The 13,991-nt window shown below is 39.4% G+C and carries 13 protein-coding genes and 1 pseudogene; 9 read left to right on the top strand and 5 right to left on the bottom strand.

Features of this window, described 5'->3' with window-relative positions; genetic code table 11:
- The 3 genes and pseudogenes from BM329_RS14485 to BM329_RS09545 all read left to right on the top strand — a co-directional run.
- Nucleotides 1-81, top strand: a pseudogene (locus BM329_RS14485) (IS5/IS1182 family transposase); the annotation flags it as partial.
- Between the two features lie 217 nt (nucleotides 82-298).
- Nucleotides 299-1,129 carry an SDR family oxidoreductase gene (locus BM329_RS09550; RefSeq protein WP_177216243.1) on the top strand — a complete coding sequence of 277 codons (831 nt, stop codon included), beginning with the start codon at nucleotides 299-301 and terminating at the stop codon, nucleotides 1,127-1,129.
- A 72-nt stretch (nucleotides 1,130-1,201) separates the two neighbouring features.
- Nucleotides 1,202-2,410: a serine hydrolase gene (locus BM329_RS09545; RefSeq protein ID WP_092552220.1), complete on the top strand. Its 1,209-nt coding sequence runs from the start codon at nucleotides 1,202-1,204 to the stop codon at nucleotides 2,408-2,410.
- 115 nt (nucleotides 2,411-2,525) lie between these two features.
- Here the strand turns inward: BM329_RS09545 and BM329_RS09540 are convergent, their stop codons facing one another.
- The 3 genes from BM329_RS09540 to BM329_RS09530 form a co-directional block, all read right to left on the bottom strand.
- Nucleotides 2,526-3,830 (bottom strand): serine/threonine transporter, encoded by a 1,305-nt coding sequence (locus BM329_RS09540; RefSeq protein ID WP_092552218.1) that lies wholly within the window; start codon nucleotides 3,828-3,830, stop codon nucleotides 2,526-2,528.
- Between the two features lie 626 nt (nucleotides 3,831-4,456).
- Nucleotides 4,457-5,065, bottom strand: a complete 609-nt coding sequence (ybjG, locus tag BM329_RS09535; RefSeq protein WP_092552216.1) for an undecaprenyl-diphosphate phosphatase — start codon at nucleotides 5,063-5,065, stop codon at nucleotides 4,457-4,459.
- A 556-nt stretch (nucleotides 5,066-5,621) separates the two neighbouring features.
- Nucleotides 5,622-5,891 (bottom strand): GrxA family glutaredoxin, encoded by a 270-nt coding sequence (locus tag BM329_RS09530; protein ID WP_092552214.1) that lies wholly within the window; start codon nucleotides 5,889-5,891, stop codon nucleotides 5,622-5,624.
- Nucleotides 5,892-6,097: 206 nt separating this feature from the next.
- Here BM329_RS09530 and BM329_RS09525 point away from each other — a divergent pair, with 206 nt between their 5' ends.
- From BM329_RS09525 to rlmC, 3 genes are all read left to right on the top strand, one after another.
- Nucleotides 6,098-6,409: a YbjC family protein gene (locus BM329_RS09525; protein WP_092552212.1), complete on the top strand. Its 312-nt coding sequence runs from the start codon at nucleotides 6,098-6,100 to the stop codon at nucleotides 6,407-6,409.
- 85 nt (nucleotides 6,410-6,494) lie between these two features.
- Nucleotides 6,495-7,004, top strand: a complete 510-nt coding sequence (locus tag BM329_RS09520) for a type III secretion system chaperone family protein (RefSeq protein ID WP_092552211.1) — start codon at nucleotides 6,495-6,497, stop codon at nucleotides 7,002-7,004.
- 25 nt (nucleotides 7,005-7,029) lie between these two features.
- On the top strand, nucleotides 7,030-8,163 hold the full coding sequence (gene rlmC / locus BM329_RS09515; protein ID WP_092552209.1) for a 23S rRNA (uracil(747)-C(5))-methyltransferase RlmC: 1,134 nt from the start codon (nucleotides 7,030-7,032) through the stop codon (nucleotides 8,161-8,163).
- 7 nt (nucleotides 8,164-8,170) lie between these two features.
- Here rlmC and BM329_RS09510 read toward each other — a convergent pair whose 3' ends face one another.
- Nucleotides 8,171-9,073: a LysO family transporter gene (locus BM329_RS09510; RefSeq protein ID WP_092552207.1), complete on the bottom strand. Its 903-nt coding sequence runs from the start codon at nucleotides 9,071-9,073 to the stop codon at nucleotides 8,171-8,173.
- Between the two features lie 795 nt (nucleotides 9,074-9,868).
- On the opposite strand from BM329_RS09510, the gene macA reads away from it, so the two are divergent.
- Both macA and macB read left to right on the top strand, forming a co-directional pair.
- Complete coding sequence (gene macA, locus BM329_RS09500; protein ID WP_092552201.1) at nucleotides 9,869-10,984, top strand: macrolide transporter subunit MacA; 1,116 nt, start codon at nucleotides 9,869-9,871, stop codon at nucleotides 10,982-10,984.
- On the top strand, nucleotides 10,984-12,921 hold the full coding sequence (macB, locus tag BM329_RS09495) for a macrolide ABC transporter ATP-binding protein/permease MacB (protein ID WP_092552231.1): 1,938 nt from the start codon (nucleotides 10,984-10,986) through the stop codon (nucleotides 12,919-12,921). Before macA ends, macB begins: the two co-directional genes overlap by 1 nt.
- A 195-nt stretch (nucleotides 12,922-13,116) precedes the next feature.
- Here the strand turns inward: macB and cspD are convergent, their stop codons facing one another.
- On the bottom strand, nucleotides 13,117-13,341 hold the full coding sequence (gene cspD / locus BM329_RS09490; RefSeq protein ID WP_092552198.1) for a cold shock-like protein CspD: 225 nt from the start codon (nucleotides 13,339-13,341) through the stop codon (nucleotides 13,117-13,119).
- Nucleotides 13,342-13,662: 321 nt separating this feature from the next.
- Between cspD and clpS the strand changes: the two genes are divergently transcribed.
- Entirely contained in the window at nucleotides 13,663-13,983 is a 321-nt protein-coding gene (gene clpS / locus BM329_RS09485) for an ATP-dependent Clp protease adapter ClpS (protein WP_092552195.1), read from the top strand.
- Nucleotides 13,984-13,991: the final 8 nt, after the last annotated feature.

Raw genomic sequence — 13,991 nt, 5'->3', positions numbered from 1 at the left:
ACCCGTTACGCCAAAAACAGTGCATCGTTTCTTGCCGCAGTCCAAATCCGCTGCCTTGCTCTTTGGTTGAGTATTTCATGACGACGCCATCTAATCATTTGTTTTTTATGCTGAATGTGTGTTGTTGTCATTAGGACGCTATATGAGTAATGTTAGCTGTGTTTTTGGAGGATTTATTTTCAGGGCGTAAATGACACGTAATTGGGGTCTATTGAATATATCTGTCTAATAATCAAAATAATGTCATTTTTAAGAAAATTATGGTCTTCGGATGAGTCATAGCTTTTTGGAGGGTGGAGTGAGAAAAGTTTCCATTATCGGATTGGGTTGGTTAGGTATGCCACTGGCGCAAGCACTACAAAGCAGGGGCATGCAAATTGTTGGCAGTAAAACAACACTAGATGGCGTTGAAGCTGCATGTATGTGTGGTATAGATTGTTATCTGTTGAATTTGAACCCCCAGATTATTTGTGAAGCGGATAATCTCGATCAATTGATGTCCGTCGATGTGTTGGTTTTGACGCTACCCGTTAGTGGTGTTGCTGGTGGTGGGGAAGGGTATGTTAAAGCTGTGCAGTTAGTTGTTGATACAGCACTTTCTTATTCGGTTCCGCGGATTATTTTCACTAGTTCAACCTCAGTTTATGGTTCGGCTGTTGGTTGTCTCAATGAAGATGTGTCCTTTTCCCCTGAAACACGATCTGCAAGAGCATTGGTTGAATTGGAAAATTGGCTGCATCAACTACCCAATACATCAACTGATGTATTGCGTTTGGCTGGTTTAGTAGGCAATGGGCGTCATGCAGGGCGTTTTCTTTCTGGGCGCAAGGCTGTTGCAGGTGGGGATAATGTGGTTAATCTGGTTCATCAGGATGATGTGATTTCTGCCATTAAACTGCTTATCCAACAACCGGAGGGTGGGCATATTTATAACCTGTGTGCACCAATACACCCTAAAAAATCAGAATATTATCCATTGGTCAGCCGTCAACTCGATTTGGTGCCACCGGAATTTTTACAATCAGAAGACAAAAATATTGAAAGTAAGATAATTGATGGTAGCCGTATCTGTCGGGAACTGGGATTTGTGTATCAGTTTCCAGATCCCGGTAGAATGCTAATGACTTAATGACTCACTTATTTCGGTCATAAAAATTTATTTGTAAATAAAAAGTCGGGTAGTAGAGAAAAAGGGCGAGCGATGATGAAAAAAAGACGACAGACACCGGTAATAAAATCTTTTGCTGTTGGCTTGAGTGTTTTTTGGTTGGCGAATGTCAATGTATATGCAATGGACGAACCCGCAGCACCAGAAATTGATGCTAAGGCCTATGTTTTAATGGATTATTCCAGTGGGAAAATTTTGGTCTCAAATAACGCTGATGAGCGGTTAGACCCAGCCAGTTTGACAAAGATGATGACCAGCTATGTTGTTGGGCTGGCGATCGCGTCAGGAAAAATTTCCACAGAAGATATGGTGACAGTGGGTAAAGATGCTTGGGCGACGGGTAATCCAGTGCTTAAAGGTTCGTCCCTGATGTTTTTGAAGCCCGGGGACAGAGTTAAGGTTATTGATCTGAATCGCGGCGTTGTTATCCAATCAGGTAATGATGCCAGTATTGCTTTGGCGGATTATGTGGCTGGCAGTCAGGATTCTTTCGTCGATTTGATGAATAAATACTCGAAAACACTGGGATTAACGAATACTCATTTCAAGACTGTGCATGGTTTGGATGCAGCGGGACAGTATAGTACAGCCCATGATATGGCACTTTTAAGTCAAGCTATGATCCGTGATGTGCCGGATGAATATGCGTTGAATAAAGAAAAAGAATTTACTTTTAATAATATCCGCCAGCCTAACCGCAATCGTTTATTGTGGAATAAAAATATGAGTGTGGATGGTGTGAAAACCGGACACACCAGTGGTGCTGGCTATAACCTTGTTGCATCAGCAACGGAAGGGCCAACGCGTCTGATTTCAGTGGTGTTGGGCGCTCCCAGTGATCGGGTTCGTTTTTCTGAGAGCGAAAAACTATTGTCGTGGGGATTCCGTTTTTATGAATCGGTAACACTACTGAAGGCCTCTGACACACTGATGACAAAAAAAGTGTGGTACGGAACTCATTCCGAAGTAGCTTTGGGAGTGGAAAAAGATGCTTCGATAGTAGTACCTCGGGGACAGGTTGGGAATTTAAAAGCGAGTTTTACATTGAGTCAAGAATCCCTTGAAGCACCATTGATGAAAAACCAAGTGGTGGGAACTGTGAATTTTATGCTGAATGATAAAATGATCGATCAGTGTCCATTGGTTGTTAAAGAGGCTGTCGAGGAGAGTGGCTTTTTTGGACGTATATGGGATTTTGTTGTCAAGACGGTTAGTAGCTGGTTTAAGTCGATTTTCAGTTAGTGGAAGTGCGAAAGATGTAAATTGTCAACAAATAGAATAATGCCAGCCATTGATAAAGATGACTGGCATTTTTTTCGGCGTTGCCCAGTGATAAAGAGTAACCCAACTCTTTGAGTTAAAGCAGAGAATAAACAGCAGCAGAAATTGCAATGCTTCCCATCACAACAACAAAGATGTTGCTTAGTTTGCCGGAGTATTTGTGCATAGCTGGAATTTTGCTAATAGCATACATTGGCATGATGAACAGGATTATAGCAATGACTGGTCCACCCAAGGTTTCGATGATATTCAGGATACTTGGATTAAGAGTTGCAATCGCCCAAGCACTCACCAACATAAAGACACTAGTGATACGATTCAGCGTCTCATGCTGAATAATTTTGCCTTGAGCGCTTAACGCCTTGTTTACGATACCGTTGAAACCTTCACGAGCACCCAGATAGTGGCCCAGGAAAGATTTAGTAATTGCAATGAAAGCGATAAATGGAGCAATGTACTCAATAGTTGGCACTCGGAAGTGGTTAGCCAGATAAGAGAGGATGGTAATGTTCTGTGCTTTTGCTTCTGCCAAATTTTCAGGTGACAGGCTCAGTACGCAACTGAAGACAAAGAACATGACTGTCAGAACCATCATGATGTGGGCATAGGCAAGAATATGTGAACATTTTTTCTCTGCGTTCTTACCATATTCCTCACGTTTTGCCACTGCAAATGCAGAGATGATTGGGGAATGGTTAAAAGAGAAAACCATGACAGGAATTGCCAGCCACAGAGTGAACAGAAGGCCATTACTGTTTGTTGAAGATATTGCGCTATCCAGTGACAGGGTGTCAAAGATAGTCGTGTTCCAGTGTGGGATAAGATACACGGCCAATAGCATCAAAACAGTAACAAACGGGAATACCAGTACACTCATTGCCTTGACGATGGTTTGCTCACCGAAGCGGATAATGCTCATCACGCCAAGAAGCAATACCAGAGCTAATAGTGCACGTGGAGGGGCATCTATTTGCAGCTGGTGGATGATAAAACTCTCTACTGTGTTGGTCAGCGCAACGCTGTAAACCAGCAAAATAGGATAAATAGCAAAAAAGTAGAGGATCGTAATCAGAAAACCTGCAACTTTACCAAAATGTTCTTCTACCACACCGGTGATATCTTCACCTGTGGCTTTGCCAGACAGAACAAAACGACACATCCCACGATGCGCAAAAAATGTCATAGGAAGAGCAAATATTGTCATGATAATGAGTGGAATTAAACCACCAATACCTGCATTGATTGGGAGAAACAAAACACCAGCACCAATTGCAGTGCCATATAATCCCAACATCCATACAGTGTCTGATTTACGCCAAGTAGTGTAATCGCTTTTGACGGAAACAATGGTTGCGATTGTGCCTGATTGAGATGTGTCCATAAATATCTCCGAAATGACGCGATAAAAGTAAAATTTAAAAACTAGTAAACTCGCACATTATTTAAATGCGCGAGTTGGGTTTTTTTATATGAATAATAAGTTGTCAGATATTGTGCTGATGTTTATCTAAACGTTTTTATTACTACATTAATAAGCTGGCTAAAATATGTTCGCCTAAATCAAAAGATTTAGTTCCAAGCTTTTGATAAGGGAAATATAATTATTTTTAGTGAAATGTACCGTGATCATTCTCGCAATTGCAAGATTTATATAGAAAATAAAGTATGTTATAAGTTTGCCTAAAATGTTAATTAAATATTAAACAAAATAATAAGCTAAATTTAATTAAATCTCAGAAGGGGAAATGTAAATTTTTCATGGAAAGCTTATTGATAGCATCCATTTTAAGCAAAGTATCTATACACTTCGTCTTTCAAACTGCCTCTTTGTTGGCTGCGCTCACTCACCCCGGTCACATAGTTATCTATGCTCCCGGGGATTTGCTCTCTTGCCGTCGCGATGCAACTTGAAATCCATTGTGTAGATGCTCAATAGATTTCTCAAGCTGCAACATCATAGTCAGCAGAGCTGCAACTTAAAAAATAAAGATAGCTATCTGTATTCGATTAATTTCTTATCCATCCTTTTCGGATCAAGAATGCGCAGCAGAATTGATAAAGTTGAGTAAGTTTGTTTTGTAAGAACTGACCATGTAGATTCCAAAATATCTGGGAAAGTGCACATCCCAATAGGCTGACTAAAAATGCACCAATCATATCTATTGGCCAATGAACACCCACATAAACCCGAGACCAGGCAATTGCACAGGCAAGAATTATTAAGCACAAACCTGACCAAAGACGGTGCCAGAAAAGAAATGCTAATGCGAAAGTGAATACTGCAGTGCCGTGGTTACTGGGAAAAGACTCCGTAGGGGCATGATAGAGAAAATTATAGCCAACGCCTTCAACAAAGGGGCGGGCGTGAGGAACAAATATTCCAATGATATATGATGTTGCCATTCCCAAAGCAAAAGCAATACAGGATTTACTGACTACAATGCGTTGATGTGTGATGGATTCTTCTTTTCCCCAAAACCAGCAAATGGCTAATGTGACAGGATAAATAAATACGCAATATTTCGAGATAAAGATTGTGAGCCAGATCATAGCTGGTGATGAATCTGGAGTTGCATTGATAAAAGTAAACAAATTATGGTTAAGTTGTTCTAGCAAAGTAAGCCTCACAAGCGCGATATTTACGTAAATATGATCAATCTATTTTATCAACTCATTGTTAAAATTAATATTTTATAATTCCGAAATGTAAAAAAGGATTATTTTATTTCATAATTTTATTTAACGATTGTTGATGTTGCATGAGTAAATAATATAGCAGTGATAGTAAAGAAAGATAGCCGATATTTTCTTCATCTTTCTATCAAAGAACAGCCCTGGTTATCTATGATTTTAGAAGGCTATTTTCTTGCCAGTGTGCACAGATCTAACATTATTGGATGTGTATTGTGTATGTAAGGATAAACGACAAAAAAACCCGATAGTCTTTAACCAAAGTGGATGACTACCGGGCTCCTCAAAATGGGGACATCAAAGAAAAACAGTGGCAATAGTTAAGACTGCACTATGATATAAAAGTTCTAATCATTGAGAAAAAAACGCAAAATTTTTTCAGTAAAGTGACATTTAGGATTAGCGAGTATGGCTAAACTTACCGCTATCCCGTAGGATGAAGACGATTTGGTTGGATAGCGGCTTTTTTTGGGATTTATTCTTAACTATTTGTATATAGTTCCAGATTTTCTTTAGCATAAGCTTCAAAATCAGTGCAACCACCGATATGTTTCTCATCAATGAAGATCTGAGGAACCGTTTCAACGGGTTTACCCACCGTTTTTGATAAGTCGTCTTTGGTGATGCCTTCTGCCCAGATATCAACATAACGATAATCAAAATCTTCGCGATTTGTTTTTAATTTTTCAGCTAGCTTTTTGGCGCGAACACAATATGGGCAACCTGGGCGGCCAAAAATGACAGTATACATACAGACTCCTTTAATGGTAATGATCATGAACTTCATGGATTGTCATCCAGAGTTACTATGCCTGTAAGCAGGGTTAAAAAAAAGCAGGAATTACCTTTTATTGTAATTAGCCCTGACAATTGAAGGGATTTGTTCTGCTTACTATATGATAGTTTTGCGATAATCTACGGAGAGTCTGTTTTTTCAGGGTGGGAAGCAGGTAAAGTATGAAAACAAATTCGTCAAAAGAGATGCATTCATTGGCTGATATGCCTAAGTTGGTTATTTTATTGGAAATATTGGGAATAGGCTTATTAATTCTGGCCTATTTGTCGATAAGTGATAGCATAATTCTATCACCTTTATTAATGACGACAGAAGCGCACATTGCTATGATCTTACTGGGTATCGGTTGTTTGATACCAGCAGCTATCCATATTATCTGGCGTGCGGTCTATAATCTTTCCTTTCTGGGAATTGATCATAAGAAAGCAGATAAAAATCATCAGACTGTTTCTGATGATGAAAAAACAAAATAGTTAATTATTGGTCATACTGCTACCCGTCAGGGAATGTTTCCCCAAGGTAGCATGTGTAACTTTCTGGTCATATGAGGTTAATTCGATGGATTCTATGGTTATTCCCGATATGTCAATATTGCGCACATGGCTTGAACAGCTAAAAATCTCTTACTTTGAAAATGATTCATGTTCAGTCTTACACTTACTTCATATGCAGAATATTGATGGCTTGTTTGATGCCAAGATCGATCTGTTGGGTGATGTTCTATTGTTTTCTGCTCTTGCAGAAGTAAGACCAACTGCGATAATTCCATTAGTTGCCAATTTGAGTCAGATTAATGCTAGTTCCCTCACCGTTAAGGCATTTCTTGATGTTCAAGATGAAAATTTACCCAAGTTGATTGTTTGTCAGGCATTTTCTGTCGCCGGGGGTATGACTTGCAGGCAGTTTTCTAATTTTATGAAACAAGGTGAGGAACAAATTGCTAACGTGATCTTTGAAATTCATAGCAATAATCTTCTCTATGTCAATCATGATATGGAAAGTGAGATGGAAGTAGAAGATGAAGAAGCATTAATCTCAACGGAAACATCAACGTTTACCTTGCACTAATATTTTTTGATACGGTTTTTTTACAATGCAATGTGTGCAGTATACCGCGGGGCATTGTCACTCATGCCAGTGGCTCGATAAGTCCTATTCACAGCAATTATCTGATAAACAACAACATTTAAAACAACTTTTACAGGAAGCATCAATAATACACTGGTTATCACCAGTAACGAGCAAGACGAGTGAGTTTCGTAATAAAGCAAAGATGGTTGTAAATGGCAGTGTTGAGCGCCCTTTGCTCGGCATGTTGCATCGTGATGGCAGAACGGTAGATCTTTGTGATTGTCCATTATATCCACACTATTTTCAGCCAATTTTTGAAGTAATAAAAGTATTTATCGCTAAATCTGGCTTGGTTCCGTACAACGTGGCACGTAAAAAGGGAGAGTTGAAATATATTCTTCTGACGGAAAGTCGAGCCAATAATGAAATGATGCTGCGGTTTGTTTTGCGATCAGAAACAAAATTAGCTCAGTTCGAGCGTGCATTACCGTGGCTGAAGGAACAATTGCCACAAATTACGGTGATTTCCGCGAATATCCAGCCGACTCATATGGCAATTCTCGAAGGGGAGAACGAGATTATTTTTACTGAACAGAAGATGCTGAAGGAAATTTTTAACAGTATCCCGTTGTATATTCGTCCGCGGAGTTTTTTCCAGACTAATCCAGATATTGCCTCGGAACTGTATGCAACAGCGGGGCGTTGGGTCAGAGAGCTGAATATCAGCAGCATGTGGGATCTGTTTTGTGGTGCTGGCGGCTTCGGGCTGCATTGTGCGGATAAAGAGACTAAGTTGACGGGCATTGAGATCAGTGCTGAGGCTATTGATTGTGCTAAAAGTTCAGCTGAAAGTATGGGATTGAAATTCGTGGAATTTCAGGCATTGGACTCTACCTATTTTGCTCTCGATAAATCGCAGATACCTGAGCTGGTGTTGGTAAATCCTCCCCGAAGAGGTATTGGCAAAGAGCTTTGTGAGTATCTTAACCATATGTCTCCTAAGTTCGTGCTTTACTCCAGTTGCAATGCTCAGACGATGGCGAAGGATATTGCTATGCTTAAACAATATCGAATAGAAAAAGTACAGTTATTTGATATGTTTCCTCATACTGCACATTATGAAACTCTGGCATTATTGGTTCTCGATATTAGCTAAGCTTTCGTTATTGGGTAAAAAATGCGATAAACAAGGGAGTCATCAAGCTCAATATAAAACCATGAACAATAGCGGCTGGTACAATCCCTGCTCCACCACAGCGTTGTAAAATGGGTAAGGTAAAGTCAATTGAAGTCGCTCCGGTTAAACCCAATGCGGTTGAACGGTAGCGATTTATAAGTATAGGAATAAGTATAATTGACGCAAGCTCACGAACTAAGTCATTGAAAAATGCTGCGCTTCCGAGTACGGGACCATAAGCATCCGAAATTAATATACCGGAAAGGGAGTACCATCCATATCCAGAAGCAATGGCAAGACCAGTTTTGGCGGGTAATCCGAGTAAAAATGCTGCTAGCACGCCACCTAACAAAGAACTGACGGCGACTATTATAGCAACAATTGTGCCGCGGCGATTCAGTAGCGTTTGTTTTAAGCTCATGCCGTTATTGCGTAATTGAACTCCTACCAGAAATAGCAAAATAATCAAGACAATTTTGCTGGCATTACTGGAGAAATGGAACCATGACCAGCCTGTTAAGCCAATAATAAATCCGAATATCAATGCACTGCATAATTTGACGGAATCCAACGCCATATGTAATCGGGAAAGGGGGGAGACCTGCTTATGGGTATTAATAATCCATGGAGCTCGTTTATCCAAGAGGAAAAGCGCTAGCATATTAAAGACAAAGATACATAGAAAAAATGTCGTCGCATACAGCAGGATAGAAAGTAAATTGCTGCCTAAATTTTCCAGCATAGCGAGGTTAATACCCATAAGGAGGAGAATAATATAGACCATAGCATTGAGTAGCTCGTGGACTAGGGCTAACACTGATTTATTATTCAAGTGAATAAGGTAGCCTAGACTTAATGGTAGGAGAATAATTAATAATCCTGAATACATGATTCATATCCTTATCCAAAAAATATCTTTTTATCTATTTTTAATAACGGAAAACAGTCACAAAGACTAATAAATTCATAGAAACAAAATGGTTACACAAAAATAACAAATAGGGTAAAGGTAAATGCACTGAAATTCAACGCTTTTTTATTCTAAAAAAATGTAAATGTTATAAATAAAATCAAATAAATGCTGTATATAAAAAAGAGAAGTGTGTGTTCCTGAACGTATGGAAATTTTCCGGCATAAGAGGTATAAAATAGATTATCATTTGTACTTGACGATAATATGATCCTGATAGTTAAAAAATAGTTAAAAATGCGTCGTGTCTTGTTCCATATTCACTTTAATTGACCATCTTTTAGTGAAGGCGAACCAACACTTCTAAACTGGATTTGACCATTGCTGTTGTTCATCATGCAGCAGAACGTGGCGTTACTGTTATTCCTCCTCTTTTTGAGAAATATGTTTTCCGGGATTGTTGGGTTGACGAGAAGAAAAGACAATGAAACGTGTATACACTTCGTCTTTCAAACTGCCTCTTTAGTTGGCTGCGTTCGCTCACCCCGGTCACATAGTTATCTATGCTCCCGGGGGTTTGCTCTCTTGCCGTCGCGATGCAACTTGAAATCCATTGGGTATAGTTTTGACTCATTTCTATTGATTATTTTTGGGTAGGGGAAAGTACACTAGAAATTTTTCTTATCAAAAATATCTCGTTGAGAGGATGTGTTGATGTTGTATACAGTACATTTAGATAATTAGATAGCGTTTTCTAATTGTGGGTATTTGTTGATGAATTTTCTCAATGCTAAGCGTCGCTGGATTTTTGCAGGAATTGTCCTCATTGTAGTGGCATTTGCATTAAACTATTTCTTTCACCAAAATAAAATCATTAAATATCAGACTAGTGCGGTGATAAAAGGGAATTTTGAAAGAAATGTTTTAGCGACAGGTAAGCTTGATGCTGTCAGTAAAGTTGATGTCGGTGCCCAGGTTAGTGGTCAGTTGAAAGAATTGTATGTGAAATTAGGGGACACAGTTAACAAAGGTCAACAGCTGGCAACAATTGATCCTCAAACAGCGAAAAATACTGTGATAGAAACGGAGGAGACAACAAAATCACTGAAGGCTGATCTGCGTGGGGCACGGGCAGAATTTAAACTTGCCTGGCTCAAATTCAGGCGACTGAAACGATTATTTAAATTACATGCAACGTCAAATCAGGAACTGGATAATAGCATAACGGATATGCACTCTAAGGCTGCCAGAGTAGATAATTTGATAGCTCAAATTAAAAAAAATAGAGCCAATCTTGATACTGCGAAAACAAACTTACAATATACCAATATCATCGCCCCAATCACGGGCATTGTGACAGATATCAAAACATTCCAGGGACAAACCGTAATTGCTGCACAAGAAGCACCAACGATCCTGACACTGGCCAATCTCGATACTATGATTGTCAGCGCAGAAATATCAGAAGCGGACGTTATCAACCTAAAGCCCGGGCAAAAAGTATCATTTACCATATTAGGTGCCCCTGACAAACAATTTCATGGTGTTTTAAAAGATATTTTGCCAACACCGCAAGTTGTCAATAAAGCTATTTTCTATTACGCCCGTTTTGAAGTACCTAATCTTGATCATATTTTACGTTTACAAATGACGGCTCAAGTTAAAATAGAACTTCAATTGCTGCATAACGTATTGATGATCCCTATTTCAGCTTTGGAAAAACAGATATCGCCTACCGAATACGAAGTTAGTGTGCTGCATAATGATAAAGAAATAAAACGTAAAATAACGACAGGCGTTTTTAATAATGTCAATGTTCAAGTTATCACTGGATTAAAAGAGAACGAACGCGTGATCACCGCTCGCAGTGAGGATACTGAGGCATTATGATAAAAACTTTACTGGAACTGAAAGGCGTTAACCGTAGTTATCTTGCCGGAGGAGAGTGCGTTACTGTGTTGGATAATATTTCATTATCGATTCAGGCGGGTGAAATGGTAGCTATTGTTGGTGCATCAGGTTCGGGTAAATCTACCCTGATGAATATACTTGGTTGTTTGGATAAACCAAGCAATGGGGAATATTGGATTTCAGGAACAAATATCGCCAATTTTAATAGCGATGAGTTGGCGGAATTACGCCGGGAATATTTTGGATTTATTTTTCAGCGTTATCATTTACTGAGCCACTTAACTGCTGAACAAAATGTTGAAATTCCGGCGATTTATTCAGGTACTTCTAAAATACTGCGTCGTGAGCGAGCAATTGAATTACTTAAGCGCCTCGGGTTGGGTACTCGCATCAGTTATCGGCCAAGCCAGCTTTCAGGAGGCCAGCAACAGCGCGTAAGTATTGCCAGAGCACTTATGAATGGGGGGCAGGTTATTCTTGCTGACGAGCCAACAGGGGCTTTGGACAGCACTTCCGGTCAGGAAATGATGGATATATTGAAACAACTGTGCCAGCAGGGGCATACGGTTGTTATTGTGACTCATGATCCAAAAATTGCAGCGCAGGCTCAAAGGATAATTGAAATTAAAGATGGGCGTATCATAAGTGATTCACGCGTTTCTGATAATAAAATAGTGACTCATTTTTCTCCTGTGGAGATAAAAACTTCTTCAATTCAACAAATCTGGGGAAGTTTCAATGAGGCACTGTGGATGGCATGGCGTGCCATGGTCGCCAATAAAATGCGGACTTTGCTGACGATGCTTGGCATTATTATTGGTATTGCTTCTGTCGTCACTATCTTAGTGATAGGTAATGCAGCAAAATCGAAAGTGCTATCACATATTAAAGCTATTGAAACCAATTCCATTGTGGTATATCCAGGGAAAAATTTTGGCAGTGATGACAGTTTAGGCATGCAATCATTGAAACTTACCGATATTCCGGCAATAAAATCCCAGTATTATGTTCAGGCTGTTTCCCCTGAGATTGATCAACGTGGAAATTTACGTCACGGTAATGTTGATGCTGGTGTCAGTATATCTGGTGTAGATGGCGATTTTTTTCATGTGTATGCCATGAAGTTTTCGCAAGGTATGCCCTTTACCTCAGAAATGATTTATCAGCAAGCTCAAGTCGTTGTCATTGATGATAATACACGTAAAAAACTATTCCCTTATCAACGTGATGTAATAGGTAAAGATTTACTGCTGGATAATATGCTGTTGACTGTGGTTGGGGTGATTGAGCGTGGGCCGCGTTTTTATGATAATTCATTACAAATTTGGTTGCCTTATAGCACGATGAATAGTCGTATGCTAAACCAAGATTATTTGGGTTCGATTGTTATCAGGGTGAAGGATGGCTATTCTCCTGATGAGGCAGAAGAAAAAATTACCCAATTGTTGGCATTTCGTCATGGTAAAAAGGATTTCCATATCTACAATGCGAATACAATAATTGCCGCAGTAGATCAAACAACTCAAACTATGCAAATATTTTTAACATTGGTAGCGGTTATATCTTTAGTTGTTGGTGGTATTGGTGTGATGAACATTATGTTGGTGTCAGTAACAGAACGCACCCGAGAGATTGGTATTCGCATGGCTGTTGGTGCCAGAACCAGTGACATTATGCAGCAATTTCTTATTGAAGCCATTTTGGTCTGTTTGATGGGCGGAGCATTGGGTATCTCCCTGTCATATAGCTTTGCTTTGATTGTGCAATTAATCTTACCAAAATGGGATTTCGGTTATAATCTCACTGCATTTTTCATCGCCTTTGGTTGCTCAACTACAATTGGAATAATATTTGGTTTTTTACCTGCACGAAACGCTGCCCGTCTTGATCCTATCGAAGCCCTGGCAAGGGAATAGCTACGAAACTGCGGTTAAATTAAAATCATCTCAGGCAATCTGGACACGCCATGCATGTGTTAAAACGAAGAGAAAAAACGAAGAGAAAAATGAAGTGTGTTTATAGCACGAGCACGCCGCAAATAAGCCCACTGTTTATTTGTGGCGTGGAATTATAATTTTATTGAGTCACTATTTTCTTGATTTTGAATCGTTTTATTTCGATTTCGAATCAATTTCCAGAGGTACAATAAGGCTAGCGTGATGACCTTTCGGGCCTTGATTGACACTAAAATTCACTTTTTGCCCAGCTTTCAGAGTCCTATAACCATCCATCTGAATGGTTGAATAGTGAGCGAATATGTCATCCCCTCCGCTGGTCGGGCAAATAAATCCAAAGCCTTTTGCATTATTGAACCATTTAACAGTACCTGTTTCCATACTTCTCTGTCCCTCGTATTACGATTTCGGATTTAGGAATCATAAAAAATTAAAAATAAGAACAGAAACCCAGACAGGGCTGGTGTTCACAAAATATACTGTAGTGAAATTCATTGCGCCGTCAAGCATATAAATAACGTCAGACTGTCTCAAATGATTAAAGTTTGATATAGATAACGGTATCTAATTCTTAAGCGAATTTTTTATCCGATAATCGAAGGGGGTAAGCAGAGCGCTTTATGAAGTGATAAAATATATAGCAGTGTAATGGATTAGTTCATACTAAAATCCAACGGAAAGCTAACACCCAACGGAAGAATGATGATTGAGTTTTATAACGGTTTGAAAATTAAAGAATTTATTAATGAAGACGCAAAACAAAAGTTACAACCCCCATCAATGTATAAGGTCGTTCTTAACAATGACGATTATACCCCTATGGAGTTTGTGGTTGACGTATTGCGAAAGTTCTTTTCTTATGATGTTGAACGAGCAACGCAACTAATGCTGGATGTCCATTATAAAGGGAAAGCAATTTGCGGAATTTATACGGCAGAGGTCGCAGAAACTAAAGCTGCGCAAGTGAACATGTATGCTAAGGAGCACGAGCATCCGTTACTTTGCACGCTAGAAAAGGTCTGATCTGGCTC

It is taken from the genome of Xenorhabdus koppenhoeferi (genome assembly GCF_900116635.1).
In the GTDB taxonomy this organism is placed as follows: Bacteria; Pseudomonadota; Gammaproteobacteria; order Enterobacterales; family Enterobacteriaceae; genus Xenorhabdus; species Xenorhabdus koppenhoeferi.
This window is presented reverse-complemented; position numbering and strand designations above follow the sequence as displayed.

Bases quoted from the DNA above. Each gene is read 5' to 3' on its own strand.
- BM329_RS09525 (WP_092552212.1), top strand. From the start codon at position 6,098: ATGAAAACAAATTCGTCAAAAGAGATGCATTCATTGGCTGATATGCCT.
- clpS (WP_092552195.1), top strand. From the start codon at position 13,663: ATGATTGAGTTTTATAACGGTTTGAAAATTAAAGAATTTATTAATGAA.
- BM329_RS09510 (WP_092552207.1), bottom strand. From the start codon at position 9,073: ATGTATTCAGGATTATTAATTATTCTCCTACCATTAAGTCTAGGCTAC.
- BM329_RS09530 (WP_092552214.1), bottom strand. From the start codon at position 5,891: ATGTATACTGTCATTTTTGGCCGCCCAGGTTGCCCATATTGTGTTCGC.
- macA (WP_092552201.1), top strand. From the start codon at position 9,869: ATGAATTTTCTCAATGCTAAGCGTCGCTGGATTTTTGCAGGAATTGTC.
- rlmC (WP_092552209.1), top strand. From the start codon at position 7,030: ATGCAATGTGTGCAGTATACCGCGGGGCATTGTCACTCATGCCAGTGG.
- BM329_RS09545 (WP_092552220.1), top strand. From the start codon at position 1,202: ATGATGAAAAAAAGACGACAGACACCGGTAATAAAATCTTTTGCTGTT.
- BM329_RS09520 (WP_092552211.1), top strand. From the start codon at position 6,495: ATGGATTCTATGGTTATTCCCGATATGTCAATATTGCGCACATGGCTT.
- BM329_RS09540 (WP_092552218.1), bottom strand. From the start codon at position 3,830: ATGGACACATCTCAATCAGGCACAATCGCAACCATTGTTTCCGTCAAA.
- cspD (WP_092552198.1), bottom strand. From the start codon at position 13,341: ATGGAAACAGGTACTGTTAAATGGTTCAATAATGCAAAAGGCTTTGGA.